We start from the raw sequence: 26,416 nt of genomic DNA, 5'->3' as shown, positions 1-26,416 counted from the left end.
CGCAGCCGACCGAACAGCCCCCGCCCCCTCCAGCAACGGGCTACGCCGCCCCGTACGCCTCCTCCAGCTTCTTCACCGCCGCCGCGTACTTCCCGGTCAACAACAGATGGTCCGCGTCGGCGAACGGCTTCGACACCGCCGCCGTGATGTTCTGCCCCACCTTCTGCTGGACGATCAGCCGCGCCTGCGTGACGAGCGCCTTGCCCGTCGCAGCCGACCGGGCCTTCGCCGCCGAGGCCTCCAGCGCCTTCAGCGTGGACGCGCCACCCGTCGGCGCCTTCGACACGGTCGTCAGACCCCAGCCGTACGGGAACTGCGGATCGTACGTCGTGTCGCCGACGTTGATCGGCAGCTGGGCCTCCGACTTCGGCCAGGTGACCGGGAGTTGACCGGTGAAGGAGCGCTTGCCGTAGAGGACGTCGGCCACGCCGTCGCCCTCCGTGCCGGGCAGCCAGGAGGCGACCACGGCGTCGATCTTCGGGAGCCGGTCGCCGATCAGCTGCGGGCGCCCGGAGACGATCAGCACCGCGCACTTCATCGCCGCGCACACCTTGTCCACGGCTGCCTGGTCGGCGGGGGTCAACGTCAGGTCGTTGCCGTTGCCGACGTCTCCGATGCCCTCGGCGTACGGGGTCTCGCCGACCACGACCACACCGACGTCGTAGCCGCTGGTCGGGGCGGAGGCGTCCTTGGAGTACGTGACGTCACCGCCGGCGTTCTTCATGCCCTGGAGGATCGTCGTGCCGGTGGTGTTGGTGCCGGACGAGCCCTGCCAGGTGATGGTCCAGCCGCCGGTCTGGTTGCCGAGGTCGTCGGCGTTGGAACCGGCGACGTAGACCTTCTGCGACTTCTTCAGCGGCAGGACGCCGTTCGCGTTCTTCAGCAGCACCTGCGACTCGGCCGCCGCCTGCCGCGCCACCGCGCGGTGCGAAGTCGAGCCGATCTGCGCCGCGTTGCTCGTGTCGGCGTACGGCTTCTCGAAGAGGCCGAGCTTGAACTTCTGGGTGAGGATGCGCGATACGGCGTCGTCGACGCGCTTCTCGGTGACGGCGCCGGCCTTCACCTGGGCGATCAGGGTCGAGGTGAAGTCCTTGTAGCTGTACGGGACCATCATCATGTCGACGCCCGCGTTGACCGAGGTGCTGACGTGGGACGCGTAGTCGCCGGGGAGCTGGTCGATGGCGTTCCAGTCGCTGATGACGAAGCCGTCGAAGCCCATCCGGTTCTTGAGGACGCCGTTGATCATGTCGGCGCGGGCGTGCATCTTCACCGGGCCGAGGCCGTCGCCGACGATGTCGAGCGAGGAGTAGGACGGCATGACCGTGCCGATGCCCCGGTCGACGGCCGTCTGGTACGGCGCGAGGTGGATGGCTTCCAGCTGCTGCCGGGTGACGGTGGTGACGCCCTGGTCGATGGTGTAGGTGCCGGTGGTGGAGGAGCCGTAGGCCGTGCCGCCGTCGCCGACGAAGTGCTTGGCGGTGGCGAGGACCTTGTCGTCGTCCTTCAACTGCTTGCCGTTCGCGGCGCCTTGGAGACCCTGGATCATCGTCTCCATGGACTGCACGAGCGCCGGGTCCTCGCCGAAGGACTCGTAGGAGCGGCCCCAGCGTTCGTCACGGGTGACGCAGAGGCAGGGCGCGAAGTCCCACGGGACACCGGTCGAGCGGACCTCACTGGCCGTCACCGACCCTGTTTTCTGGGCGAGTTGGGGGTCGCGGGTGGCACCGATGCCGATGTTGTGCGGCATGATCGTGGCGCCGGCCAGGTTGTTGTGGCCGTGGACGGCGTCGACGCCGTAGATCAGCGGGATCTGGAACCGCGTTGCCTGCGCCCGGAGTTGGTACGAGTCGATCATCTTGGCCCAGGCCGCCGCCGTGTTGGGCGTCGGGGTCGAGCCGCCGCCGGAGAGCAGCGAGCCGAGGTCGTAGGTGGCGATGTCGCCGCCTGTCCCGATGCCGCCGCGCTCGGCCTGGGTCATCTGCCCGGCCTTCTCCTCCAGCGACATGCGCTTCACCAGGTCGGCGACGCGCTTCTTGATCGGCAACTTGCTGTCCAGGTACGGCAGTCCGTGCGCGTCGATGACGATCTGGGGCGTCTCGGTCGGGGCCTTGGCGCCGGTGACCGTGAGCTTCAGCGGGATCGTCTCGGCGTTCTCCGCGGACTTGTCCTTGAGGGTGCGGACCGTGACGGTCTGCGTGGTGCCGGACGCGGTGCCCGCCGGGAAGGTGAGGGTGCCGGAGACCGGGGTGTAGTCCTTGCCGGAGGTGGCGGTGCCGCCGTCGGAGGTGTAGGCGACGGTCACCGGGTCGTCGATCGGCGCGGAGCCGGTGGTGGCGACGGTGACCTTGACCGTGGCCGTACCGCCCTCCTTGACCGGGTAGACGGCCGAGTCGGTGGTGACGTTCGCGCGCAGCGACTGGTCGGCCTTGCCGTACAACTCGACGTCGTCCATGGCGAATTGGCTGTGGATGCCGACGGGGAGGGTGACCGCGTAGCCCCACATCTGGGTGAGGCCCAGGACGTGGTCGATGCCGCCGACGGGCTGGTAGTCCGTGCGGTAGACGAAGTTGGTGAACGGGATCTCGATCTGCTTCCAGCCGGTGAAGTCGTCCGTGAAGGACGTCGTCCACAGCTCGGAGGCCTCGCCGTTGGCGCCGCCGTCCTTGATCTCGAAGTTGCTCGACTTGCCCGTGTTCTGGCCGTCCCACCAGAAACGGATGCCCTGATGGGCGGACCAGTCGTGGGCGGGCTCGGTCGCGGCGAAGTCGTGGGTGAAGCCGCCGTAGCCGCTGATGTCGTAGGTGCCGCTGAGTACCTTCTCGCCCTCGGGGGCGTCGGGTCTCGCGGTCAGGGCCAGCTGGGGCGGGTCGTCGTTGTCGCTGCCCCAGGTGAAGATGCCCTCGGCGGGCTGACTCGCGAAGGGCACCTCGCCCTCGAAGCGGTCGACGGGGGTGGGGGCGGGGTCGGCGGCGGCCGCCGCCTGGGACACGGCGGCCGGTGACAGCAGCGCGGCGCACAGGGCGGTGGAAACGAGCAGGGCGGTTCTTGGCATGGACCTTCCCTCGGCTCTGGAGCTCTGGTTCACTCTGGGATCGCACAGTTCACTCATGACTTAGATCACGCCGTGAGTTAACTAACGGCCCGCAGACCCGTCAAGACGTCTCGTCAGGAAGGGCTAACGCATCCATGTCCAGGAGAACCCCCCGCACGGCCCGGCTGCTGCTCGCCGGACTGCTCTCCGTGGCCGGCTTCACCGCGGCCGTACCACCCGCGCACGCGGCCGGTGAACAGGTCACGGCCTGGCTCACCACCACCGACGACGCCGCCGGACGCCATGTCACGCGCGGCCTCCAGGCCCAGACGCCGTTCGCCTTCTCCTCCGGGACGGGCGGCAGCGGCGAGAACATCACCGTCGACGAGAACACCCGCTACCAGACCTTCACCGGCGGCGGCGCGTCCTTCACGGACACCGCGGCCTGGCTGATGAACAGCAGCGGCGCGCTGTCGACGGCGACCCGCAACGCGACCATGACCAAGCTGTTCTCGCCGACGGACGGGATCGGGCTGTCGTTCCTGCGCAACCCGATGGGCGCCTCGGACCTGGCGCGGTACGGGTACACGTACGACGACGTGGCCTCCGGCGCGACCGACCCGAACCTCACGTCGTTCTCGATCGCGCACGACCTGGCCGATGTCGTGCCGCTCACCAAGCAGGCGTTGAGTCTCAACCCCTCCCTGACTGTCATGGCCTCGCCATGGACGGCCCCGGCCTGGATGAAGGACAGCGGCTCGCTCAACGGCGGCTGGCTGAAGTCCGAGGACTACGGCGCCTACGCCAACTACTTCGTCAAGTACCTCCAGGCGTACAAGGACCAGGGCGTCCCGGTCTCGTACGTGACCGTCCAGAACGAACCGACCTGCTGTTCCGGCTACCCGTCGATGAGCTGGAACGCGTCCGGGCTCGCCTACTTCACCAAGAGCGAGCTGCTCCCGAAGCTCAACGCGTCCGGCCTGACGACGAAGGTGCTGGCGCACGACTGGAACTGGGACGTGTACGACTCGTACGCGGCCTCGACGGTGGACGACGCGGCCGTCCGCTCCAACCCCAACTTCGGCGGGATCGCCTGGCACGGCTACAGCGACATCAGCGGGGTCACCAAGCAGACCACCGTCCACAACCAGTACCCCACCCTCGACGCCTTCGGCACCGAGCACTCCGGCGGCACCTGGATCGCCAACCAGCAGCGCGAGGACATGAACAACATCATCGACTACACCCGCAACTGGGCGAAGTCGGTCACCAAGTGGTCCCTTGCCGTGGACCAGAACATGGGCCCGCACAACGGAGGTTGCGGCACCTGCACAGGTCTCATCACCGTGCACAACGGTGACGGCGCGAGCGGGACCGTCGACTACACGGTCGAGTACTACACGATGGGCCAGCTGACGAAGTTCGTCCGGCCGGGCGCGCAGCGGATCGCTTCGACGGCGTCCACGAACGTGCCGAACGTGGCGTGGCGCAACCCGGACGGCTCGAAGGCGCTGATCGCCTACAACGACGCGTCCACCGCGAAGACCGTCACCATCAACTGGGGCGGCCAGCACGCGACTTACTCCCTCCCTGGCAAGACGTCCGCGACCTTCACCTGGACGGGGACGCAGTCCGGCGGGGGCGCCCAGACGGGTGCGTTCGTGGGCCTGGCGAGCAAGTGCCTTGATGTGGCCGGTGCTTCGACCACCAACGGCACGGCCGTCCAGCTCTACGACTGCAACGGCTCGGCCGCGCAGCAGTGGACCGTGGGCACCGACGGCACGGTGCGCTCGCTCGGCAAGTGCCTCGACGTGACGTCGGCTTCGACGGCCGACGGGGCGAAGGTGCAGTTGTACGACTGCAATGGAACCGCTGCGCAACAGTGGTCGTACAACTCCTCCACCGGTGATGTCGTGAATACGGCGGCCGACAAGTGCCTTGATGTGACGGGCAATTCATCGACGAACGGGACGCGGGCACAGATCTGGACATGCACGGGGGCCGCCAACCAGAAGTGGCATCTGCAGTAGGCAGGGCGGGTCGTGTCCCGCCCTCGACGGGGGGCGGGACATGAAACGTGTCGTAGTGGCGGTTGTGGGTGTGACGGCCGGGGTGGGATTACTCAGCGCGTGCAGTCCGGCGCGACTGCCACTGGCCGCGGCCTGGCTGGGCACGGACGGACAGCCGGTCGCGCTGGTGAAGCCGTGCGGTCACGACCGCGCGGGGGACATCGACCTCGGCAGTTGGACCGAGGAGGAATCCGTCGACGGGGCGAGCGAGACACCGGAGAGCCCGGACTCGGACAGCCCGGACTCGGACACCGGTTGGCGGACACCGCTCATAGGGCCCCCGGTGGAGCCCTTCGGCACGACGACGTTCCCACTCTTCGAGCCGCCCCGCTCGTGGCGGACCGAGGCCACCGGGCCTCAGAAACTGGCGCCCGGGCGCACCTACTCCCTGACGTTCAAGGTGTTCCACGGCGGCGGCGTCCAGTACACCGGCGACCTCTACTTCACCGCGAAGGACCTCACGTCGCTGCACTCCGGCCAGGTCTGGGCCGACGACCGTGCGATGAGCCGGGACGACTTCGACGACCTCGTGGCGGACAAGTGCTGACCCGGGCGCGGGCCCGGCGGAGGGCGGCGGCGGTCGTGGGTGTGGTGGCGGGGGGTCTGCTGCTCAGTGGATGCGCGGCCGTCGATCTGCCGCTGGCCGGGGTGCGGCTCGGGGCGGACGGGGTGCCGCACGCGCTGATCCGGCCGTGCGGGGACGACAGTTATGAGTCGCCGTCGCTCGACGGGTGGGCCAGGGGGATCGACGACGGGCCGGTCACCACGGGGTGGGACGTGCGGAAGGAGAAGCTGACCGGGGACGCCGAGTTCCCGCTCTTCTCGCCGCCGGCCGCCTGGAAGGCCCGGCATCGCGGTGCGCAGCAACTCCAGCCGAAATACCACTACTCGATGACCTTCGGGCACTACATCACCGGCGACTCCTACAACGGCATCGTCGACTTCACGACCGAGCAGATCACCGCCCTCAAGCCCGGCCAGGTCTGGGCCGACGACAAGGCCATGAGCCTCGGCGAGTTCGAGAAACTCGCCGAGAACTCCTGCTGAGGACCGGCTACTTGGCGGGCTCGACGCCGGCGCGGAGGAGGCCGTAGGTGTACGCGTCCTCCAACGCCTGCCAGGACGCGGCGATGACGTTCTCCGCGACGCCCACCGTCGACCACTCGCCCGAGCCGTCGGACGTGGAGATCAGGACGCGGGTCGTGGAGGACGTGCCGTGGACGCCTTCCAGGATGCGGACCTTGTAGTCGACGAGGTCGAGCTTGGCGAGCTGGGGGTAGATCTTCTCCAGGGCGACCCGGAGGGCGCGGTCCAGGGCGTTGACCGGGCCGTTGCCCTCGGCGGTGGCGACGATGCGCTCGCCCTTGGCGTAGAGCTTGACCGTGGCCTCGTTGGCGTGGCTGCCGTCGGGGCGGTCCTCGACGATCGCGCGCCAGGACTCGACCTGGAAGTAGGAGCGGGCCTTGCCCTCCGCCTCGGCGCGCAGGAGGAGTTCGAAGGAGGCGTCGGCCGCCTCGTAGGTGTAGCCCTTGAGTTCGCGTTCCTTGACGCGGTCCACGACCCGGCCGACCAGTTCGCGGTCGCCGCTGATGTCGACGCCGAGTTCCTTGCCCTTGAGCTCGATGGAGGCGCGGCCGGCCATGTCGGAGACCAGCATCCGCATGGTGTTGCCGACCTGCTCGGGGTCGATGTGCTGGTACAGGTCCGGGTCGACCTTGATCGCGGAGGCGTGCAGGCCGGCCTTGTGGGCGAAGGCCGATACGCCGACGTAGGGCTGGTGCGTGGAGGGGGTGAGGTTCACGACCTCGGCGATCGCGTGCGAGATGCGGGTCATCTCGCGGAGCTTGCCGTCGGGGAGGACCTTCTTGCCGTACTTCAGCTCCAGGGCGGCGACCACGGGGAAGAGGTTGGCGTTGCCGACGCGCTCGCCGTAGCCGTTGGCCGTGCACTGGACGTGGGTCGCGCCCGCGTCGACGGCGGCCAGGGTGTTGGCGACCGCGCAGCCGGTGTCGTCCTGGGTGTGGATGCCGAGCCGGGCGCCGGTGTCGGCGAGGACGGTGGCGACGACCGCCTGGACCTGTGCCGGGAGCATCCCGCCGTTGGTGTCGCAGAGGATCACGACGGACGCGCCGGCCTCGGCGGCGGACCGTACGACGGCCTTGGCGTACTCGGGGTTGGCGCGGTAGCCGTCGAAGAAGTGCTCGCAGTCGACGAAGACGCGGCGGCCCTGGGCGACCAGGTGGGACACGGTGTCGCGGACCATCTCCAGGTTCTCGTCGAGGGTCGTGCGCAGGGCCAGTTCGACATGCCGGTCGTGGGACTTGGCGACCAGGGTGATCACATCGGCGCCGGAGTCCAGGAGCGCCTTGACCTGCGGGTCCTCGGCGGCCTTGGCGCCGGCGCGGCGGGTGGCGCCGAACGCGACGAGCTGCGCGTGCTTGAAGTCGATCTCCTGCTGGGCGCGGGCGAAGAACTCGGTGTCCCTCGGGTTGGCGCCCGGCCAGCCGCCCTCGATGAAACCGACGCCGAAGTCGTCCAGGTGCCGGGCGATGGCCAGCTTGTCCGCGACGGTGAGGTTGATGCCCTCCCGCTGCGCGCCGTCACGCAGGGTCGTGTCGAAGACGTGGAACGCATCGTCGAGTGCGCTGGTTTCCGTCATGGTGTCTGGCTCCTGAGGATCTGAATCTCGGTCTGTACCGGAATGACCGGCTCCACCGTCCCTCAATGATCCCTCGCACTGCTTTCCCGGCTGAAGATGGGCCAGAAAAGCGAAAAACCCCTCGCGGGTGCGAGAGGTCTGCGCGCGGGTCGAGTGACGACGGTGATCGCCCGTACCTGGTCGTACGAGGCGGTCACTGCGGACCGGCGCGCCTGCTGCCAATAATCGTGGCGAACGAGAACACGGAGGCAGTCTGGCACAGACCGCCCCCGCGCTCACCGTCCGTCTCATGATGCGAACAGTGTGCTGTTCAGCCCAGGTGCCGTACGAACACGTCGACCGTGCCGTTGGTGTCGTCCGCCACCAGGTCGTCGGCGTACGACTGGAAGGACACCGCCAGTCCGTCGGGCCGCACGGACGGGCTCGTGGACGAGCCGTCGCCCGGGGCTCCCTGCGCGTTCACGCTGACGAGCCGGGCTGTGCCGTCCGACAGGTCCGCGAGCCAGACCTGGCGCGGTCCCGACGGATCGGCCAGGCGCCCCGCCTCGTAGGCGACCTTGAGCCCGTCCGCGCTGAGCGAGGCACCGTAGGTGAAGGCGCCTCCGCCCTGGCCCTTGATCAGCCGGGTACGGCCCGTGTCCAGATTCCGGACGAAGACGTTGGCGCTGCCGTTGGTGTCGCCGCGGGTGAGGTTCGAGGCGTAGGAGTCGAAGGCCACCGTGCGGCCGTCGGCGCTGATGGACGGGCCGGTGGACTCGCGGTTCGCGTCTCCCCCGTCGCACGCGACGGACGCCTTCTCCAGGGTCCCGGTGTCCATGTCGCGGACGTAGATGTCGCTGTCGTTGGCCGGTCCGCCCGGGTGCGGGATCGCGTACTGGTAGGCGATGTAGCGGCCGTCGGCGCTGATCGAGGGACGGCCCGCCGCGCGCGAGCTGTCCTCGGAGATCTGGCTGACCGGTGTGATCGAGCCGTCGTAGACGCGGTAGCGGTAGATGCGGGACTGCTCCACGTGGTCGGGCGTGGAGGGCAGCGTGGCCACGAACGCGACCCACTGGCAGTCGAAGCTGATCGCCGGATCGCCCATCGACGTGAACGGCACGCCCGCATAGCTGCGCGGGAGCGGACTGATCTTGCCGACGCTGCGATTGCGCAGGTAGATCAGCCCGTCGTGGTCCTCGCGCGGAGGCGACGTCAGGTTGGCGGCCTGGGAGGTGAAGGCGATGAAACGGCCGGCCGCGCAGCCCGACGGTTCGTAGGAGGGGCCGTCGCCCATGGTATTGGGCTGTGCCGCACTGCTGACCACATGGGTTCCGGCCGCGTCGCGGTAGTACACGTCGGACTGCCCGTTGGTGTCACCGCTCCAGGCGGCCCCGTTCGAGGTGAACGCGACTCCGCTGTCCGTCGCGGCCGCGCCGAACGAGGCCTCGGCCAGTTGCCCGTCGCCCAGCGCGACGCTCGCGCGCTCGGTGTACGGCACCTCGGGTGCGGCGCTCGCCGTCGTCGTGCCCGCCAGCGTCACCGCGGCGGTGACGAGGGCGGTGGCCAACGCGGCCCGTGCTCTGATGTCCATGATCTGTTTCCCCCCGTTGATGATGGTCTGTTCGTTCACTGCCGGTGGATGAACACGTCCGGGACCCCGTTGGTGTCGCGCGGGACGAGGTTCGTGGCCGTCGAGGAGAACGCTGCGGTCCCGCCGTCCGCGTCGAGGGCGACGGTGTCCGAGGGTCCGTCCGCGGCACCGGTCACCCGCTGGATCGCGCCGGTGCGCAGGTCCTTGACGAAGATGTCGGCGACGCCGTCGGTGTCGCCGGGGACGAGGTTCGCGGCCCTCGAACTGAACGCCGCGTAGCGGCCGTTGGCGCTCAGACTGACGCTCTGGCTCGCACCGTCGGCCTGGGTGCCGTCGGCCGCGGTGCTGAGGCGGACGGTGGTCTGCTTGGTCCGGTCGAAGAGGAACACGTCGGTCGTCTTGTTGGTGTCGCCGGAGACGAGGCTGTCGACGTTGGAGGAGAAGGCGACCAGGCGGGCGTTCGCGCTCATGGACGGTCCGAAGGAGCCGCTCTTGTAGACGAAGCGGGTGGGGATGCTGACCTGCTCGGTGGTTCCCCTGGCCCGGTCGCGCACATACACGTTCGTGCCGTGGGTCCAGTCGTGCGCCGGGTCCAACCGCGCCGCCGTCACGAACGCCACATAGCGGCCGTCGGTGCCGAACGTGGCCTGGAAGGAGTCGCTGTCGCCCTCGGTACCGTCGGTGTTGAATTGGACCAGTTCGTTCCGGCCGGTCCTGCGGTCGTGGACGATCACGTCGTCCCGGCCGTTGGTGTCACCGGGCGCGGCGTCCTCGGCGGCGGTGCTGTAGGCGACGTAGCGGCCGTTCCCGCTGATGCTGGGCTCGTAGTTGAGTTCGTAGCGCGGCGGGATCGCCGCATGGCCCGTGCTGATGCGCTCGATGCGACGGGTCTTCAGATCGCGGAGGTAGATGTCACTGGCACCGTTGCGGTCCCCCTTCGTGAGCGCGGCCTTCGTGGCGAAAACGATGTAGCGGCCGTCCGCACTCAGCGCGGGATCGCTCGCCGGGCCCTCGGCGACGCGCTGGGTACGACCGGTGCGCAGATCGCGGAGGAAGACGTCGGCGACGCCGTTGCGGTCGCCGGTGACGAGGTTGGTCGCGGCCGAGGTGAACGCCACATAGCGGCCGTTCGCGCTGATCGCGGGTGCGCTGGAGGCGCCGTCGGCCTGGGTGTGGTGCGTGCCGGTGCTGATCCGCTCGACGCGGGGTGCGTGCGGTGCGGCGGTAGCGGTCACCGCGGTGCAGGCGAGCACGACGCCGGCGGCCAGGCCGACTGTGATGCGTGCGGACATGAACATGGTTCCCCCCGAAACCTTGTCTTCCCCCTGGCCCTTGCGCCGAGGGCTCCCTTTGAGGCAAACGCACCACGCGCTACAGGGTCAATCGGCCGTATTGCGTACAACCGGGGCGGAAGGTCACGCGTCCGCGAGAAGCCCTTCCTCCACGAACTCCCTTACATGGCCGAGAACTTGTGCCCGGTCCGTGCCGCGCAGGCCGATCGCCACGTGGATGGAGAAGCCGTCGAGGAGGGCACGGAGGCGGGCCGCGAAGCGGTCGGGGTCGACGCGGCGGAACTCGCCGCGCGAGACGCCCTCCGCGATCAGGGCGACGAGGTCGCGGTGCCAGACGCCCTCGATGGCGGCCTGCCGGTCACGTGCCACAGCATCGGCGGCAGCGCTCTGCGAGCGGTTCCAGACCTCAAGCCAGAGCGTCCAGTGCGGGTCGCGGTGGCCGTCGGGGACGTACAGGTCGACGTAGGCGTCCAGGCGTCGGCGCGCGGAGGCCGTGCGGGTGAGGAGCCGTCCGCGCTCCGCGCCGAGCCTGCCCTCGCTCCACTCCAGGGTCTGGAGGAGCAGTTCGTCCTTGGAGTGGAAGTAGTAGAGGAGATGGCCGCTGCTCATGCCGACCTCGCGGCCGAGCGCCGCCATGGTGAGCTGTTCCAGACCGCGTTCGGCGATCATCCGCATGGCTGCGGCGAGGACCTCCTCGCGCGGCGGCGCGTTCTTCCGCGCACCGGCCATCGCCCGACTCCCTAAACCCTCGGCTGCTGTTGCGTGACGCAGTGGATACCGCCACCGCCCGCGAAGATCGTACGGGCGTCCACCGGCGTCACCGTCCGCTCGGGGAAGAGGCCCCGGAGGATCCCGGCCGCGACCTCGTCGTGCGGGTCGTCGAAGGCGCAGAGCACGACCCCGCCGTTGCAGAGGTAGTGGTTGATGTAGGAGTAGTCGACCCAGTCGCCGTCCTCGTCCTTGAGGACGGTCGGCGCCGGGACCTCCACGACCTCCAGCGGGCGGCCCTTCGCGTCGGTCTCGGCCCGCAGGAGCGCCAGGTACTCCTGGGAGCGGGCGTGGTCCGGGTGGGCAGGGTCGCGCTGGCTGTGGACCAGTACGGTGCCGGGCCGGGCGAAGGCCGCGACGATGTCGACGTGGCCCTGGGTGCCGTAGACGCCGTAGTCGCCGGTGAGGCCGTGCGGGAGCCAGATGGCCTTTGTGGTGCCGAGCCTGGCGTGGATCTCCGCCTCGACCTGCTCGCGCGTCCAGCCGGGGTTGCGGCCGGCGCCGAGCTGGACGGTCTCGGTGAGCAGGACCGTGCCCTCGCCGTCGACGTGGATCGCGCCGCCCTCGTTGACCAGCGTGCTGCTGAGCACCGGGACTCCGGTCAGGTCGGCGACATGGCGGGCGATCTTGGAGTCGTGCTCCCAGCGGGCCCAGTCCTGGGCTCCCCAGCCGTTGAACGTCCAGTCCACGGCGGCCAGTTGAGAGCCGTCGGTGACGAATGTCGGGCCGATGTCCCGCATCCAGGCGTCGTCGAGGTCGCGCTCGACCAGGTCGACGTCCGGGCCGAGCAGCTCGCGCGCCCCCTCGCCCTGGCCGGGCCCGTGCACCATCGTCACCGGTTCGAAGCGGCGCACGGCGCGGGCCACGGACGCCCACGCGGCACGCGCCTCCGCCAGTTCCTCGGCGGTGGCGAAGGTGGGGTTGGGTCCGGGCCAGGCCATCCAGGTCCGCTCGTGCGGGGCCCACTCGGGGGGCATGCGATAGGTCATGAGGAACTCCGGGGGGGCCTAGAGGAAGTAGAGGCGGTTGAGGGCGACGGACTCGGCCGGTTCGGAGCGGATCGGCTCGCCGTCCAGGGTGACCAGGCCGGTGCGCTGGTCGACGTCGACCACTCCGGTACGGGAGTTGAGGCGCAAGTCGGCGGGGCCGATGCCGCGCGTACCGCGAACTGCCACGCGGCGGCGGCGAGTCGGCATGGAGTCCCCGCCCTGGTCCAGGGCCGCCTGTGCGACGAACGCCACGGAGATGTCGGCGGGCGTGCTGCCGTGCGCGCCGAACTGCGGTCCCAGGACGAGGGGTTCGCAGGTGTCGGTCGCCGCGTTGGGGTCGCCGACCACGCCGTACGCCGGGAATCCGGACTTCAGCACCAGCTGCGGTTTCGCGCCGAAGTACTCGGGCCGCCACAGCACGATGTCGGCGAGCTTGCCGGCCTCCAGCGACCCCACCTCGTGCGAAAGTCCGTGCGCGATCGCGGGGTTGATGGTCAGCTTGGCGATGTAGCGCAGGACGCGTTCGTTGTCGTCGTCACAGGACGGTGCGCCGAACTCCGCCTTCATCTTCCCGGCCATCGCGAACGTACGGCGGACCGTCTCCCCCGCCCTGCCCATGCCCTGCGCGTCGGACGAGGTGATGCCGATCGCGCCCAGGTCGTGCAGCACGTCCTCGGCGCCCATCGTCCCGGCGCGGATGCGGTCGCGGGCCATCGCCGCGTCGCCGGGCAGGTCGGTCTTCAGGTCGTGGACGGAGACGATCATGCCGTAGTGCTCGGCTACCGCGTCCCGGCCGAAGGGGAGGGTGGGGTTGGTGGAGGAGCCGATGACGTTCGGAACTCCCGCCATTTTCAACACATTCGGCACGTGTCCGCCGCCGCAGCCCTCGATGTGGAAGGCGTGGATGGTGCGCCCTTCGAGCACGCGCAGGGTGTCCTCGACGGACAGACATTCGTTCAACCCGTCGCTGTGCAGGGCGACTTGGACGTCGTACTCCTCGGCGACCCGCAACGCGGTGTCCAGCGCGCGGGTGTGGGCGCCCATGTCCTCGTGCACCTTGAAGCCGGACGCGCCGCCCTCGGCCAGCGCCTCCACCAGCGGGGCCGCGTCGGACGACGAACCCCGGCCCAGGAAGCCGATGTTGACCGGCCAGGCGTCGAAGGCGTTGAAGGCGTGGCGCAGTGCCCAGGGCGAGTTGACCCCGACGCCCCACACCGGGCCGAACTCCTGCCCGATGATCGTGGTGACCCCGGAGGCGAGGGAGGCCTCCATGATGCGCGGCGACAGCAGGTGCACATGGGCGTCGACGGCACCGGCGGTGGCGATGAGCCCCTCGCCGGAGACGATGGACGTACCGGTGCCGACGACGACATCGACCCCGTCGAGGGTGTCGGGGTTGCCGGCCCGCCCGATCGAGCAGATGCGCCCTTCCCTGATCCCGATGGACACCTTCCGGACACCCTGCGCGGCGTCGATCACGACGACATTGCTGACGACCACATCGCAGGTCTCGCGGACGGCGGCGGCCTTGAGGTGAAGTCCGTCGCGGGCCGTCTTGCCGAAGCCGGCGAGAAACTCGTCGCCGTAGCGCTGCGAGTCGGACTCGACGCGGATCGTCAGGCCCGAGTCGCCGAGGCGGAGGCGGTCGCCGGCGCGGGGGCCATGGGTGGCGGCGTACTCGTACGGGTTCACAGCTCAACTCCCAGGTAGCCGCAGGCAGTTGCCCGGCGCAGGGCTTCTTCCTTCGCGCCCGGCGCGTCCAGCGGGCCGTCGACGAGGCCGGCGAAGCCGATCGCGATGCGCTCGCCGCCGATCGGCAGCAGACCGACCTCGGCGCTCTCGCCGGGGCCGAAGCGGACGGAGGATCCGGCGGGGACGGCGAGCCGCATGCCGTAGGCCTCGGCGCGCGGGAAGTCGAGGCGCGGGTTGGCCTCGAAGAAGTGGAAGTGGGAGGTCACGGAGACGGGGACGGTCGCGGTGTTGGTGACGGTGAGCCGGACGACCGCCTCGGGCTCGGCGTGCGCGGGGCCGGGGAGGAGCGCGCCCGGGGCGTGGTCCGCGAGCGCTCCGCCGCCGATGGGGTCGGAGACGATCGCGAGCCGGGAGCCGTCGTCGAAGACCGCCTCGACGTGGACCTCGGTGACGACGTCGGCGACGCCCGGCAGGACGTCGTCGGGCCCCAGGACCGACCGGGCGCGCTCGATCGCGAGAGCGAGCCTGACGCCGTCCCGGGCCGCCTCGCACACCGTGTCCGCGATGAGCGCGGTGGCCTCCGGCACGTTGAGCCGCAGCCCGCGCGCCTTGCGGGCGCGGGCCAGCTCGGCGGCACCGAAGAGCAGCAGGCGGTCGCGTTCGGTGGGGGTGAGCCGCATGAGGATCCGTCCCTTCATTTAGAGCAGCACTCTAAACTCGGGTCACGGAAAAAGGAAACAAGTCCGTTTGAAGTGGTGCGATGCCTTCGGTGTCAGCTTGTGCGGTGCTCTAGATGTCCGAGCCCGGCAGCGGCTCGCCCGCGCCGAAAGCCGGTTCTAGGACCTCAGCAGTCCCAAGCCCGCAAGGCTGGCCAGTGCAATCCCCATGCTGGCCGCGAACACGGTGGCGGCCATCGGCAGGATGTCCACGAACCGGCTGCCCGGACTCCGGTTGATGATCACGGCGGTCAGCGCGATCACGAGCGAAATCAGGAAGGCCAGGGCCAGCGAGAGCCCAGCTACCGCGGCCGACGGTTGGGATGATGCGGCGCCCATTCACCCCACCTCCAGCCCCGGCAGGAACTCGCTCGCCCCGAACGCCGGCCTCAGGTCCGTGAACCACGTCGCGGTCTCGTCGTAGGCCGCGAAGAACGGGCGGTCGACCAGGGACGGGTCGCGGGCCTGGATCAGGTGGAGGACGAAGACCTTCTCGCCGGCCACCTCCGCGATGCCGTCGACGCAGACCTTGCCCGGCATCGCGGACATGACCGGGCCGCGGACCGTGCGGGCGAGGCCGGAGACACGGGCGTAGGCGTCGCGGAAGATCTGGTGGCCGCGGGCCAGCGGGACGCCGAAGTAGCCCTGGGGGCCGGTGTCGCGCTCGACGAACTGGTAGTACGGCACCGCGCCGAGCGTGGTCGTCTCGTCCCACAGTTCGGCCCAGGCCTCGGCGCTGTCGTTGATGCCGGCCACCAGCGGCCCCTGGCAGCGGATCACGGCGCCCGTGCCCCGCACCCGGCGCATCGCCTCCCGTACGACCGGCGGGCGCAGTTCCTGGGGGTGGGTGAAGTGGGCCATCAGCGCCAGGTGACGGCCGCTCGCCACCACCCTCTCGAAGAGGCGGAGCAGGTCGTCGGCGTCGCGGTCGGTCGTGAAGCGGTACGGCCAGAACGCCAGGGACTTGGTGCCGATGCGGATCGAGCGGATCGTGTCGATGTCGAGGAGGGGGTCGACGTAACGGCGAAGGACCTCCGTGCTCATGACCAAGGGGTCGCCGCCGGTGATCAGCGTGCTGGTGACCTCGGGGTGGGCGCGGAGGTACGCGGACGTGGTCGCGATGTCGTCGGTGGCGATGCGGAGTTCGGACTCGCCGACGAACTGCGGCCAGCGGAAGCAGTACGTGCAGTAGGCGTGGCAGGTCTGGCCCTGGCGCGGGAAGACCAGCACGGTTTCCGGGTACTTGTGCTGGAGTCCCTCCAGCCGCTCGCCCTCGTGCACGGGCACGTTGGCGTCGAGCTGGCCCGAGGGGTGCGGGTTCAGCTTCATCCTGATCTCGTGGGCCGTGCGCAGGACTTCGGCCTTCGGCGCCTCCTGGGAGAGGAGGTCGGCCATCTGCTTGAGGTCGGGCTCGGGCAACATCCCGGCCTGTGGGAACGTCAGCCGGAAGATCGGGTCGTCCGGCACCGCCGACCAGTCGATCAGCTCGTCGACGACGTAACTGTTCGTACGGAAGGGCAGCACCGAGGAGACGGCCCGCAGGGCGAGCCGTTCGGTGGCCGGCAGGGACACGCGTTTCAGCAGGCCGTCCAGGTCGCGGGGTGTGAAGGCGCGAAATCGGGTGCTCGTGTGTGGTGGAGCGAGGTGGAGCGCTGAACTCATTGGTGCAGGGCCTCTATTCCGTGACCAGGACCGCCGGCCGCAGTTCGACGAATGCGGTCGCCGACGCATCGTACTTCTCCGCGAAGTGCTGTCTCAGCAGCTCATGCAGGTCGCTCTCGTCGTCCACGACGATCAGTTCGTGGGCCCCCGGCACGGTCAAGTTCTCGCTGTACGCGGAGAGTTGGTCGAGGCGATGGCGTGCCATGTAGGAGACGAGGTCGTGCCCGGCGACATACGGGCTGTCGTCGACGTAGACGAAGCGGCAGGTGAACTCCCGGCGGCCGTCGGTCGCGTCGACCAGGGTCACCGGCAGATGGGTGAACCGTTCCATCGGCTTGCTCTGCTGCCACAGTTCGTCGAAGCGCTGCTCCACGAAGGCGCCGAGCGGGGAGCGGACGGCGACTTCGAGTTGGACGCCCTCGCCGGAGAGGCGGCCGACGGTGAGGAAGGAGACCAGGGAGCGTTCGTCCCAGCGGTAGAGGGTCACGCCCGGCGAGGTCGAGCAGAGCCGGACTTCGAGGAACTGGCGTGAGGTGTCGTCGAGTCGGCGCGCGAAGTGGCCGAGCGTGCGCAGGTTGCGCATGATGTCGCGGCGGATGTCGGCGCTCTGCTCGCCGAGTTCGCGCCCGCGCAGGATCACGGCGAGGGAGTCGGGGTCCAGCAGCAGGATCTGCACCCGGGCGCCGTGCGCGGTGGCGGACTTGATGCCGCGGAAGAGGCGTTCGGAGTACTGGGGGCCGAACAGGTTGGAGAAGGTGTCCAGCACCTTCACGTTCGACGTCGAGCCGTAGACCTGGGCACTGAACCACTCGTAGTCGAGCCGGGTGTGCTCGCGGACCCGGCCCTCCTGGGCACGGGAGATCAGCGGGCCGATCACGAAGACGGTGATGACGACGCCGACGATGTCGGTGCCAAGGTTGAGGGCGAGGTTCTCGCCGTAGTTGTCCATGCGCGTGGCGAACCACAGCAACAGGCCGGCGCAGGCGGCGAGCAGGAGGAGCACGGTGAGGCTCTGCGGGCGGCGCGGGGTGCGCAGGGCACGGAACAGCCAGCGCGGCCTCGCCAGCGGCGACCGTCCGTTCACCCGTACCCCCTCCCCCGTGGATTCAGGAGATACCCGTACGGGGGAGGCGTTACGCGTCGAACGAAGTACCGGAGTCCGGCGGGAGGCCGGGCTCAGCCCAGCTTGTGCATCCAGCCGTGCCTGTCCTCCACGGCCCCCCGCTGGATACCCAGCAGCGCCTCGCGCAGGCGCAGGGTCACCGGGCCCGGGGTGCCGTCGCCGTGGGTCCAGGCGGACTCCTTGGTCTTGGCGTGGCCGATGGGGGTCACGACCGCCGCGGTACCGCAGGCGAAGACCTCGGTGAGGGCGCCGGACGCGGCGTCCTCGCGCCACTGCTGGAGGGTGACCACGCCTTCCTCGGCGGTGTAGCCGAGGTCGCGGGCGACCTGGAGGAGGGAGTCGCGGGTGATGCCCTCCAGGATCGAACCGGTCAGGGCGGGGGTGACGATGCGGTCGCCGTACACGAAGGCGATGTTCATGCTGCCGGACTCCTCGACCTTGGTGCGGGTCACCGCGTCGAGGTAGACGACCTGGTCGCAGCCGTTGCGGGCGGCCTCGGCCTGCGGGAGCAGGGAGGCCGCGTAGTTGCCGCCCGTCTTGGCGTCGCCGGTGCCGCCGGGGACGGCGCGGACGTAGTCCTCGGAGACCCAGATGGTGACCGGCTTGACCCCGCCGGCGAAGTAGGCGCCGGACGGGGAGGCGATCAGCATGAACAGGTACTCGTTGGCCGGGTGGACGCCGAGCGCGGCCTCCGTGGCGAACATGAACGGGCGCAGGTAGAGGGAGGCCTCGCCACCGTGCGGCGGGACCCAGGCGGCGTCCTGTCCGAGCAGCACGTCGAGGGCCTCGATGAAGAGTTCCTCGGGCATCTCGGCCATGGCCATCCGGCGGGCGGAGTTGCGGAAGCGGCGGGCGTTGGCCTCGGGGCGGAAGACCGCGACCGAGCCGTCGGCCTGCCGGTAGGCCTTGAGGCCCTCGAAGATCTCCTGGCCGTAGTGCAGGACGTGCGTCGAGGGGTCGAGGGAGATCGGGCCGTACGGCACGAGCTGGCCGTCGTGCCAGCCGCGGCCCTCGGTCCACTTGATCGTCACCATGTGGTCGGTGAAGTGGCGGCCGAACCCGGGGTTCGCCAGAATCGCGTCGCGCTCGGCGGCGGAAAGTGGCGAGGCCGAGGGCTTGAGCTCGATCGTGGGCGTCGTCATGAGTGGTTGTCCTTCACCGGTTGTGTGTGACGGGCCGCGCTCACGCCCTCGACTGCCAGTGGCCAGTGTTAGGACGTCCGAGCATTCCCTCATTCCGCGGCCCCACGTTCGATTATCGCGCGAGGAGGACCGTGGACGAAAACGGCGTGAATGCGACCCAGGGATGATGGTGGCACCCGGCGGGGACATAGCGAAAGCCGCCGGGTGCGGATGCGACCCGGCGGCTTCGAAAGAATTCGAGTGGCGGCAGGGTCAGCCGGCTACTCGTACGGCGAGCGCGTCGCCGATCTCGGTGGTGCTGCGCGCGGGCTTTCCGGTGCGCTCCGCGAGGTCGGCGGAGACGGCCTCCTCGATGCGCACGGCCTCGGCCTCGTAGCCGAGGTGGCGCAGCAGGAGGGCGACGGACAGGACCGTGGCGGTGGGGTCGGCCTTGCCCTGGCCCGCGATGTCGGGCGCGGAGCCGTGCACGGGCTCGAACATCGAGGGGAATTCGCCGGACGGGTTGATGTTCCCGCTCGCGGCGACGCCGATGCCGCCGGAGACGGCCGCGGCGAGGTCGGTGATGATGTCGCCGAAGAGGTTGTCGGTGACGATCACGTCGAAGCGGGCCGGGTCGGTGACGAGGTAGATCGTCGCCGCGTCGACGTGGATGTAGTCGGTGGTGACCTCGGGGAACTCGGCCGCGACCTTGTTGAAGACGTTCGTCCACAGGTGGCCCGCGAAGGTCAGCACGTTGTTCTTGTGGACCAGCGTGAGCTTCTTGCGCGGACGGGCCTGGGCGCGGGCGAAGGCGTCCCGGACGACGCGCTCGACACCGAAGGCCGTGTTGACGGAGACCTCGGTGGCGACCTCGTGCTCGGTGCCCTTGCGGATGGTGCCGCCGTTGCCGGTGTACGGGCCCTCGGTGCCCTCGCGGACCACGACGAAGTCGATCTCCGGCTCACCGGCGAGCGGGGTCGCCACACCCGGGAGCAGCTTGCTCGGCCGCAGGTTGACGTGGTGGTCGAAGGCGAACCGCAGCTTCAGCAGGAAGCCGCGCTCAAGCACACCGGACGGGACCGACGGGTCACCGATCGCACCCAGCAGAATCGCGTCGTGCGGCTTCAGCGCGGCCAGGTCGGCGTCGGTGAGGGTCTCACCGGTCGCGTGGTAGCGGCGGGCGCCGAAGTCGAACTCCTTGGTCTCCAGCTTCACGTCCTGCGGAAGGACGGCGGAGAGGACCTTGAGACCTTCGGCCACGACTTCCTGACCGATGCCGTCACCGGGGATCACTGCGAGATCGATGCTGCGAGACATGCCCGACACCGTACTCCGCGTCCCATGGGATGACACCGGGTGTCCATGATGCGGACGCATCTCGGCCATCGGCGTCGGCCGTTCGACGTACGTTCACCCTTACGTATGGCGCCCGTTGGACTTGTGGGGGAGCTTCATCGACATGACTGTGCTTTTCGGGGGGACACCCCCCGAACCCCCCGTACCTGATGTCGGCATCCCGGAGCACCTCGCGGTCCGGATGAGCATGGCCGAGCAGTACGAGTACCTGCGCACCAAGCCGACCAGGCGCCGCACCCTGGTGACGGCGGGCATGGTGGCGGGCGGCCTGCTGACCGGGTGCGCCGGCAAGAGCACCACCGACGCCAAAGCCACGCTCCCCTCCCCCGCCACGTCGAAGGTGCCCGGCGCGGTGGTCACCCCCTTCGGCCGCCATCTCGCCTTCGGCACCGACCCGAAGACGGAGATGCGGATCTCCTGGCAGGTCCCGTTCGCGGTCAGGAGGCCGTACGTGCGCATCGGGACGAAGCCCGACGACCTCAGCCGCCGGATCACCGCCGAGATACGCGCGCTGCACACCCCCGGCCTGACCGGCGTCCGCCCCGCCGTGGAGCAGTACTACGTCCACGCGGCCCTGGACGGCCTCCACCCCGGCACGACGTACTACTACGGCGTCGGCCACGAGGGTTTCGACCCGGCCGCCCCGGCCCACCGCTCGACGATCGGCTCGTTCCGTACGGCGCCGGGGAGCCCGGAGAGGTTCGTGTTCACGGCCTTCGGCGACCAGGGCGTGAGCAACGCGGCAGCCGCCAACGACCATGTGATCCTGCGCGAGAACCCCGCGTTCCACCTCCACGCCGGTGACATCTGCTACGCGGACACCAACGGGCAGGGCAAGACGACGGACGGCTACGACCCGACGTACTGGGACCTGTTCCTCAAGCAGAACGAGGGCGTCTCCAGGACTGTCCCGTGGATGGTGACGACCGGCAACCACGACATGGAGGCCTGGTACTCCCCCGACGGCTACGGCGGCCAGCTCGCCCGCTGGTCACTCCCGGACAACGGCTTCGACCCGTCGCACGCGCCGGGTGTGTACTCGTTCGTCTACGGCAACGTCGGCGTCGTGGCGCTCGACGCGAACGACGTGTCGTACGAGATCACCGCCAACCTCGGCTACACGGGCGGAAAGCAGACGAAGTGGCTGGACCGCAGGCTGCGGGAGCTGCGGGCGGCGAAGGGGGTCGACTTCCTCGTCGTCTTCTTCCACCACTGCGCCTACTCGACCTCCGCGCACGCCTCGGACGGCGGGGTGCGGAGCGAGTGGCTGCCGCTGTTCGCGAAGCACCAGGTGGACCTGGTGATCAACGGGCACAACCACGTCTACGAGCGGACCGACGCCATCAAGAAGGGCCAGGTCGGCCGGGCGGTACCCATCGGCGCGTCCACCGATCCGACGAAGGACGGGATCGTCTACGTCACGGCGGGCGGCGGCGGCCGGGATCTGTACGGCTTCCCGGCGGGCGTCAAGGAGAGCTACGAGGGGCACGTCACCCGGCACGGGACGGTCGACACCATGCAGTGGGCGAAGGGCCAGCACAGCCAGCCGGAGACGGTGGAGTGGTCACGGGTGCGCTACCGGGGCTTCTCCCTCCTCTCGGTGGAGGCGGAGAGCGGCAGTACGCCGAGGCTCAGGGTGTCGGCGCTTGACCAGAACGGCAAGCGCGTCGACCACTTCGAGGTGCGGCGCGGTCGATGAGACCGCGCCGCACCCCGTGCGGGCGCGGCTCCCGGCTGGTGGGTGTTGCTGCTGCTCAGTGGCCGGTCTCGCCGCCGTTGTCCCGGCGGTCGAGGGCGCGCTGGAGAGCGGCGGCGGCGTTCTTGCGCTCGGACTCGCTGGTGCGGGTCACGTGGCGGACGCGGCGGCGGACGGTCGTCTCGGCCATGGAGAATCGACTCCTTCGACAATTCCTGGAGTACTGAAGGGGGTTACGAGACGCCGGAAGAGGCGGGGAGCCACGGACCACAGGGGTTGCCTGCATGCTGTCCGGCTCACGGCCGCCATTCGCTTGGTCTAGCGAGACGTTCGGCTTCTACAAAGCTAGGACAGGACCGCGCATCTGTCTCCACAATTACTCGGACTTCCTACTATCTGAGACGGTGAAACGAGTCACGCGGCGTTGACCTGCGGTTTCACAAAACGCGGCAAGGCGTCAGAGCACGTCTCCGTCCCGCCAGTCGAAGAGGAGATCGGCGTCGAGGTCGAGGGGTCCGGCGAGCGCGGGACGGACGTAGGTGCTGTCCTCCTCCTCGGGCAGATGGACGATGCCGTCCGGGCCGAGGGCGGAGATCTTGCCGCCCCACAGCCGCCAGCCGCGCGCGGTGTAGAGCCGGGCGCCGTCGTCGCTGGCGCCGAGCAGACCGACGTCGTAGGCGTGGTCGACGATCCGCTCCAGTTCGGCCATGATCCGGCCGCCGTGCCCCCGGCGGCGGGCGTCGGGCCGTACGCCCACGCCCTCCACGTATCCGACCCGCAGCCAGCGCCCGCGATACCGCACCCGGCGCATCACGACCGAGCCGTGCGCGACGAGCCCGTCCTCGTCGGCGAGCAGGGCGTGCACGCCGCCGAGGCCGTGCTCGAAGTCCTGGTCGGTGAGGTCACCGGCGAAGGCGGCGTCCAGCAGCGCGCGGGCGGCGCGGAGATCGGCCGGGGTGAGGTCGGCCGTGTGGGCGGTGCGCATACGGATGGTCACGGGGTCAGTATCGGAGACACGGGCGCACGGCGTGCCGTCATCGCCGCATCGCTGTCATGACCGCGTTTGACGTCATGAGCGCATCTCTCTCAGCACCGCTTCGCGGAATCCGTGCGGGTCCTCGACCCACGGGAGGTGCCCCGCGCCCGCCAGGGTCACCCGCCGTACCCGGGGCAGCGCCCGCTCCAGCGAGTCGACGGCCGACCGGGGGCGGATGTCCCGCTCCCCGTCGACGATGAGCACGGGGAGGTCGAGGGCCTCGCAGGCGGCGTACAGGGCGGGGGTGCCGGCGGTCCGTCTCGCCTCGGCGTTCAGGGCCTTGTTGCAGGCGAGGTTGATGGGAAACCACGGGTCGGCCATCCGCTCCGCGTACTCGCCCGCCCGCTTCCGGTCCTCGAACTCGGCGGACCACTGGAGCACCGCCCGCTCACGGCTGTCGCCGGGCAACTCCCGCCAGCGGGCGAGCCGCCCGGGGTCCTCGCCGAGCCGGGCGAGGAGGTTCTCCTCGAAGGCGCCGTGCCAGTCGGCGTCCGGCCCGATGCCGATGCCACTGACGTAGACGAGGGCGGCGACCCGGTCCGGGTGGGCGAGGGCGTAGTGCAGGGCGAGCGAGGCGCCCCAGGAGTGGCCGAGCAGCACCGGCCGTTCCAGCGCGAAGTGCCGTCGTACGGCGTCGAGATCGGCCACGAACCGTTCGGTGGTCCACGGGCCCGCGCACGCCTCGGACCGCCCGCAGCCGCGCTGGTCCCAACGGACCACCGTGGTGCGGGAGTCGAACATCCCGGCCACGTCCTCGGACATGTCCCAGAGTCCGGGTCCGCCGTGGCACAGCACCAGGGGTGGGGTGTCGGGCGTGCCACGGCCGGACCGGGAGGCCCACAGCCGTACTCCGTCGTCCGCCGTAACCACCGTGTCCTGCATACGGGTTGGGGTCATGACGGGGAGTCTGCCGGTTGCGGGCCGCCGGTGGGTCAGCCCATGTGCGGGTAGGTGTAGTCGGTAGGAGCGACCAGCGTCTCCTTGATGGCGCGGGTCAGGGTCCAACGCATCAGGTTCTGCGGGGCGCCGGCCTTGTCGTTGGTGCCGGAGGAGCGACCGCCGCCGAACGGCTGCTGGCCGACGACCGCGCCGGTGGACTTGTCGTTGATGTAGAAGTTGCCGGCCGCGTAGCGCAGCTTCTCCATCGTGTACGCCGCCGCCGCACGGTCGTTGGAGATGACCGAACCGGTGAGGGCGTAGTCGGACACCGACTCCATCTGGGTCAGCATCTCGTCGTAGGCGTCGTCCTCGTAGACGTGCACGGCGAGGAACGGGCCGAAGTACTCGGTCGTGAACACCTCGTTGGCCGGGTCGCTGCACTCGACGACGGTCGGGCGGACGAAGTAACCGACCGAGTCGTCGTACGAACCGCCCGCGACGATCGTGCAGTTGGGGTCCGCCTTGGCGCGGTCGATGGCCGCCTTGTTCTTGGCGAAGGCGCGCTCGTCGATCACCGCGCCGATGAAGTTGGCGAGGTCGGTGACGTCACCCATCGTCAAGTAGTCGACCTCGGCGGCGAATTCCTCCTTGAAACCGGAGTTCCAGATCGACGCCGGGATGTACGCGCGGGAGGTCGCGGAGCACTTCTGCCCCTGGTACTCGAAGGCGCCACGGGTCAGCGCCGTCTTCAACACCGCGCGGTCGGCGCTCGGGTGGGCGACGACGAAGTCCTTGCCGCCGGTCTCGCCGACGAGTCGCGGGTAGGAGCGGTACTTCTCGATGTTGGTGCCGACCGTCTTCCACAGGTACTGGAAGGTCTTGGTGGACCCGGTGAAGTGGATGGCGGCGAGGTCGCGGTGCTCAAGGGCGACCTTCGACACCTCGATGCCGTCGCCGGTGACGAGGTTGATGACGCCCTTGGGGAGCCCCGCCTCCTCCAGCAACTGCATGAGGAGGACGGCGGAGTGGGTCTGCGTCGGCGACGGCTTCCAGACCACGACGTTGCCCATGAGCGCCGGGGCCGTCGGCAAGTTGCCCGCGATCGCGGTGAAGTTGAAGGGGGTGATCGCGTAGACGAAGCCTTCGAGCGGGCGGTGGTCGAGGCGGTTCCAGACGCCCGGGGAGTTGGCCGGGGGCTGCTCGGCGAGCAGGTCGCGGGCGTACTTGACGTTGAAGCGCCAGAAGTCGACCAGTTCGCAGGGACAGTCGATCTCGGCCTGCTGGGCGGTCTTGGACTGGCCGAGCATGGTGGAGGCGGCAAGGGTCTCGCGCCAAGGGCCGGAGAGCAGTTCGGCGGCGCGCAGGATGATCGCGGCGCGGTCGTCGAAGGACATCGCGCGCCAGGCGGGCGCGGCGGTGAGGGCCGCGTCGATCGCGTCCTGGGCGTCGTCCTGGGTCGCGTTGGCGTAAGTACCCAGCCGTGCCTTGTGGTTGTGCGGCTGGACGACGTCGACGCGCTCGCCGCCGCCCATCCGCTTCTCGCCGCCGATGGTCATCGGCAGGTCGATCGGGTTCTCGGCCAGTTCCTTGAGCTTGACCTCAAGACGGGCGCGCTCGGGAGAGCCGGGCGCGTAGCCGTGCACCGGCTCGTTGACGGGGGTGGGGACCTGGGTCACAGCGTCCATGAGATCCGTAACTCCTTGTACGTGAGCGGGTGTTGGGGTCAGCCCTTGGTGAGAGTGGAGCGGGCGAAGAAGAGGAGGTTGGCCGGCTTCTCCGCCAGGCGGCGCATGAAGTAGCCGTACCAGTCGGTGCCGTAGGCCGTGTAGACGCGCATGCGGTGGCCCTCGGCGGCGAGCCGCAAGTGCTCGTCGCTCCTGATCCCGTACAGCATCTGGAACTCGTACTCGTCGAGCTTGCGCCCCGCGCGCCGGGCCAGCTCCTGCGCGATGGAGATGAGGCGCGGGTCGTGGGACCCGACCATCGGGTACCCCTCCCCCTCCATCAGGATCCGCAGAATCCGGACGTACGCCTTGTCGATCTCGTGTTTCTGCTGGTAGGCGACCTCGGCGGGCTCCTTGTAGGCGCCCTTCACGAGCCGGACGCGGCTGCCGGCCTCGGCGAGGCGGCGGGCGTCGGACTCGGTGCGGAAGAGGTAGGCCTGGATGACGCAGCCGGTCTGCGGGAAGTCCTTCCGCAGCTCCTCGTGGATCGCGAACATCGAGTCGAGGGTGGTGTGGTCCTCGGCGTCGAGCGTGACGGTCGTACCGATGGCGGCGGCGGCCTCGACGACGGGCCGGACGTTGGCGAGGGCGAGTTCGTGACCGCCCTCCAGTGCCTGCCCGAACATGGACAGCTTGATGGACATCTCGGCCCGGGTACCCAGTTCGAGCTCTGCCAGCCGGTCGACGAGGGTCAGATAGGCGTCACGGGCGGCGGCGGCCTGCTCGGGGGTGGTGATGTCCTCGCCGACGACGTCCATCGTCAGCTCCAGACCCTTGGCGGTCAGGTCCTGGACGATCGGCACGATCTCGTCGACGGTCTCGCCGGGGATGAAGCGGTCCACGACCTGCTTGGTCACCGGCGCCGCCGAGATCAGCCGACGCATCTGATCGCTGCGCGAGGCGGCGAGAATCACGGGACCCAGCACGGGGAACCTCCAAGCGGTCGGACATAAGGGGAACCACCGTGAAACCTAGGGTTGTCTCCGATCGTCGACCATCGACAGCTGTCACGCATCCGTGCCGCAGATCTCAT

At 69.6% G+C, this 26,416-nt stretch carries 22 protein-coding genes; 4 read left to right on the top strand and 18 right to left on the bottom strand.

The genetic code is table 11. From position 1 onward, the window contains the following. Positions 1-40: 40 nt before the first annotated feature. Positions 41-3,052 (bottom strand): glycoside hydrolase family 3 protein, encoded by a 3,012-nt coding sequence (locus tag ACIBJH_RS14280; protein WP_399117135.1) that lies wholly within the window; start codon positions 3,050-3,052, stop codon positions 41-43. Positions 3,053-3,186: 134 nt separating this feature from the next. Here ACIBJH_RS14280 and ACIBJH_RS14275 point away from each other — a divergent pair, with 134 nt between their 5' ends. Genes ACIBJH_RS14275 through ACIBJH_RS14265 form a run of 3 tightly spaced genes read left to right on the top strand, consistent with a single transcriptional unit; the run spans position 3,187 to position 6,147 of the window. Then, complete coding sequence (locus tag ACIBJH_RS14275) at positions 3,187-5,061, top strand: ricin-type beta-trefoil lectin domain protein (RefSeq protein ID WP_399117134.1); 1,875 nt, start codon at positions 3,187-3,189, stop codon at positions 5,059-5,061. Positions 5,062-5,101: 40 nt separating this feature from the next. Then, positions 5,102-5,647 (top strand): hypothetical protein, encoded by a 546-nt coding sequence (locus tag ACIBJH_RS14270; RefSeq protein ID WP_399117133.1) that lies wholly within the window; start codon positions 5,102-5,104, stop codon positions 5,645-5,647. Further along, a complete protein-coding gene (locus ACIBJH_RS14265) occupies positions 5,641-6,147 on the top strand; it encodes a hypothetical protein (RefSeq protein WP_399117132.1) in 507 nt (168 codons plus the stop codon). Before ACIBJH_RS14270 ends, ACIBJH_RS14265 begins: the two co-directional genes overlap by 7 nt. A 7-nt stretch (positions 6,148-6,154) precedes the next feature. On the opposite strand, the gene cimA is transcribed toward ACIBJH_RS14265, so the two are convergent. The 12 genes from cimA to ACIBJH_RS14205 all read right to left on the bottom strand — a co-directional run bounded on the left by cimA (position 6,155) and on the right by ACIBJH_RS14205 (position 20,009). Beyond that, positions 6,155-7,759 carry a citramalate synthase gene (gene cimA, locus ACIBJH_RS14260; RefSeq protein ID WP_399117131.1) on the bottom strand — a complete coding sequence of 535 codons (1,605 nt, stop codon included), beginning with the start codon at positions 7,757-7,759 and terminating at the stop codon, positions 6,155-6,157. A gap of 310 nt (positions 7,760-8,069) precedes the next feature. Continuing rightward, entirely contained in the window at positions 8,070-9,329 is a 1,260-nt protein-coding gene (locus ACIBJH_RS14255) for a TolB family protein (protein ID WP_399117130.1), read from the bottom strand. Positions 9,330-9,364: 35 nt separating this feature from the next. Next, positions 9,365-10,621, bottom strand: coding sequence for a TolB family protein (locus tag ACIBJH_RS14250; RefSeq protein WP_399117129.1), 1,257 nt, complete (start codon positions 10,619-10,621; stop codon positions 9,365-9,367). Between the two features lie 123 nt (positions 10,622-10,744). Then, a complete protein-coding gene (locus ACIBJH_RS14245) occupies positions 10,745-11,350 on the bottom strand; it encodes a TetR/AcrR family transcriptional regulator (protein ID WP_399117128.1) in 606 nt (201 codons plus the stop codon). Positions 11,351-11,361: 11 nt separating this feature from the next. Beyond that, positions 11,362-12,378, bottom strand: a complete 1,017-nt coding sequence (locus ACIBJH_RS14240) for an agmatine/peptidylarginine deiminase (protein WP_399117127.1) — start codon at positions 12,376-12,378, stop codon at positions 11,362-11,364. Between the two features lie 18 nt (positions 12,379-12,396). After that, entirely contained in the window at positions 12,397-14,070 is a 1,674-nt protein-coding gene (locus tag ACIBJH_RS14235; RefSeq protein WP_399117126.1) for an urease subunit alpha, read from the bottom strand. Beyond that, positions 14,067-14,750, bottom strand: a complete 684-nt coding sequence (gene ureA, locus ACIBJH_RS14230) for an urease subunit gamma (RefSeq protein WP_399117374.1) — start codon at positions 14,748-14,750, stop codon at positions 14,067-14,069. The genes ACIBJH_RS14235 and ureA overlap by 4 nt, the downstream gene beginning before the upstream one ends. Positions 14,751-14,906: 156 nt before the next feature. After that, positions 14,907-15,125, bottom strand: a complete 219-nt coding sequence (locus ACIBJH_RS14225; RefSeq protein WP_399117125.1) for a hypothetical protein — start codon at positions 15,123-15,125, stop codon at positions 14,907-14,909. Continuing rightward, positions 15,126-16,448: a KamA family radical SAM protein gene (locus ACIBJH_RS14220; RefSeq protein ID WP_399117124.1), complete on the bottom strand. Its 1,323-nt coding sequence runs from the start codon at positions 16,446-16,448 to the stop codon at positions 15,126-15,128. A gap of 13 nt (positions 16,449-16,461) precedes the next feature. Further along, a complete protein-coding gene (locus ACIBJH_RS14215) occupies positions 16,462-17,532 on the bottom strand; it encodes a hypothetical protein (protein ID WP_399117123.1) in 1,071 nt (356 codons plus the stop codon). Positions 17,533-17,624: 92 nt separating this feature from the next. After that, positions 17,625-18,713 carry a branched-chain amino acid aminotransferase gene (locus ACIBJH_RS14210; protein WP_399117122.1) on the bottom strand — a complete coding sequence of 363 codons (1,089 nt, stop codon included), beginning with the start codon at positions 18,711-18,713 and terminating at the stop codon, positions 17,625-17,627. Positions 18,714-18,965: 252 nt separating this feature from the next. Further along, complete coding sequence (locus tag ACIBJH_RS14205; RefSeq protein WP_399117121.1) at positions 18,966-20,009, bottom strand: 3-isopropylmalate dehydrogenase; 1,044 nt, start codon at positions 20,007-20,009, stop codon at positions 18,966-18,968. Positions 20,010-20,151: 142 nt separating this feature from the next. Here ACIBJH_RS14205 and ACIBJH_RS14200 point away from each other — a divergent pair, with 142 nt between their 5' ends. Then, on the top strand, positions 20,152-21,747 hold the full coding sequence (locus tag ACIBJH_RS14200; protein ID WP_399117120.1) for a purple acid phosphatase family protein: 1,596 nt from the start codon (positions 20,152-20,154) through the stop codon (positions 21,745-21,747). Between the two features lie 55 nt (positions 21,748-21,802). On the opposite strand, the gene ACIBJH_RS14195 is transcribed toward ACIBJH_RS14200, so the two are convergent. The 5 genes from ACIBJH_RS14195 to ACIBJH_RS14175 form a co-directional block, all read right to left on the bottom strand. Beyond that, positions 21,803-21,934: a hypothetical protein gene (locus ACIBJH_RS14195; RefSeq protein ID WP_019068673.1), complete on the bottom strand. Its 132-nt coding sequence runs from the start codon at positions 21,932-21,934 to the stop codon at positions 21,803-21,805. 267 nt (positions 21,935-22,201) lie between these two features. Then, complete coding sequence (locus ACIBJH_RS14190) at positions 22,202-22,741, bottom strand: GNAT family N-acetyltransferase (protein ID WP_262059048.1); 540 nt, start codon at positions 22,739-22,741, stop codon at positions 22,202-22,204. A gap of 72 nt (positions 22,742-22,813) precedes the next feature. Next, complete coding sequence (locus ACIBJH_RS14185) at positions 22,814-23,662, bottom strand: alpha/beta fold hydrolase (protein WP_399117373.1); 849 nt, start codon at positions 23,660-23,662, stop codon at positions 22,814-22,816. Positions 23,663-23,712: 50 nt separating this feature from the next. Beyond that, positions 23,713-25,344, bottom strand: coding sequence for an L-glutamate gamma-semialdehyde dehydrogenase (pruA, locus tag ACIBJH_RS14180; RefSeq protein WP_399117119.1), 1,632 nt, complete (start codon positions 25,342-25,344; stop codon positions 23,713-23,715). 38 nt (positions 25,345-25,382) lie between these two features. Beyond that, positions 25,383-26,309, bottom strand: coding sequence for a proline dehydrogenase family protein (locus ACIBJH_RS14175; protein ID WP_399117118.1), 927 nt, complete (start codon positions 26,307-26,309; stop codon positions 25,383-25,385). Between the last annotated feature and the right edge of the window lie 107 nt (positions 26,310-26,416).

Source organism: Streptomyces sp. NPDC050548, assembly GCF_044457385.1.
In the GTDB taxonomy this organism is placed as follows: Bacteria; Actinomycetota; Actinomycetes; order Streptomycetales; family Streptomycetaceae; genus Streptomyces.
This window is presented reverse-complemented; position numbering and strand designations above follow the sequence as displayed.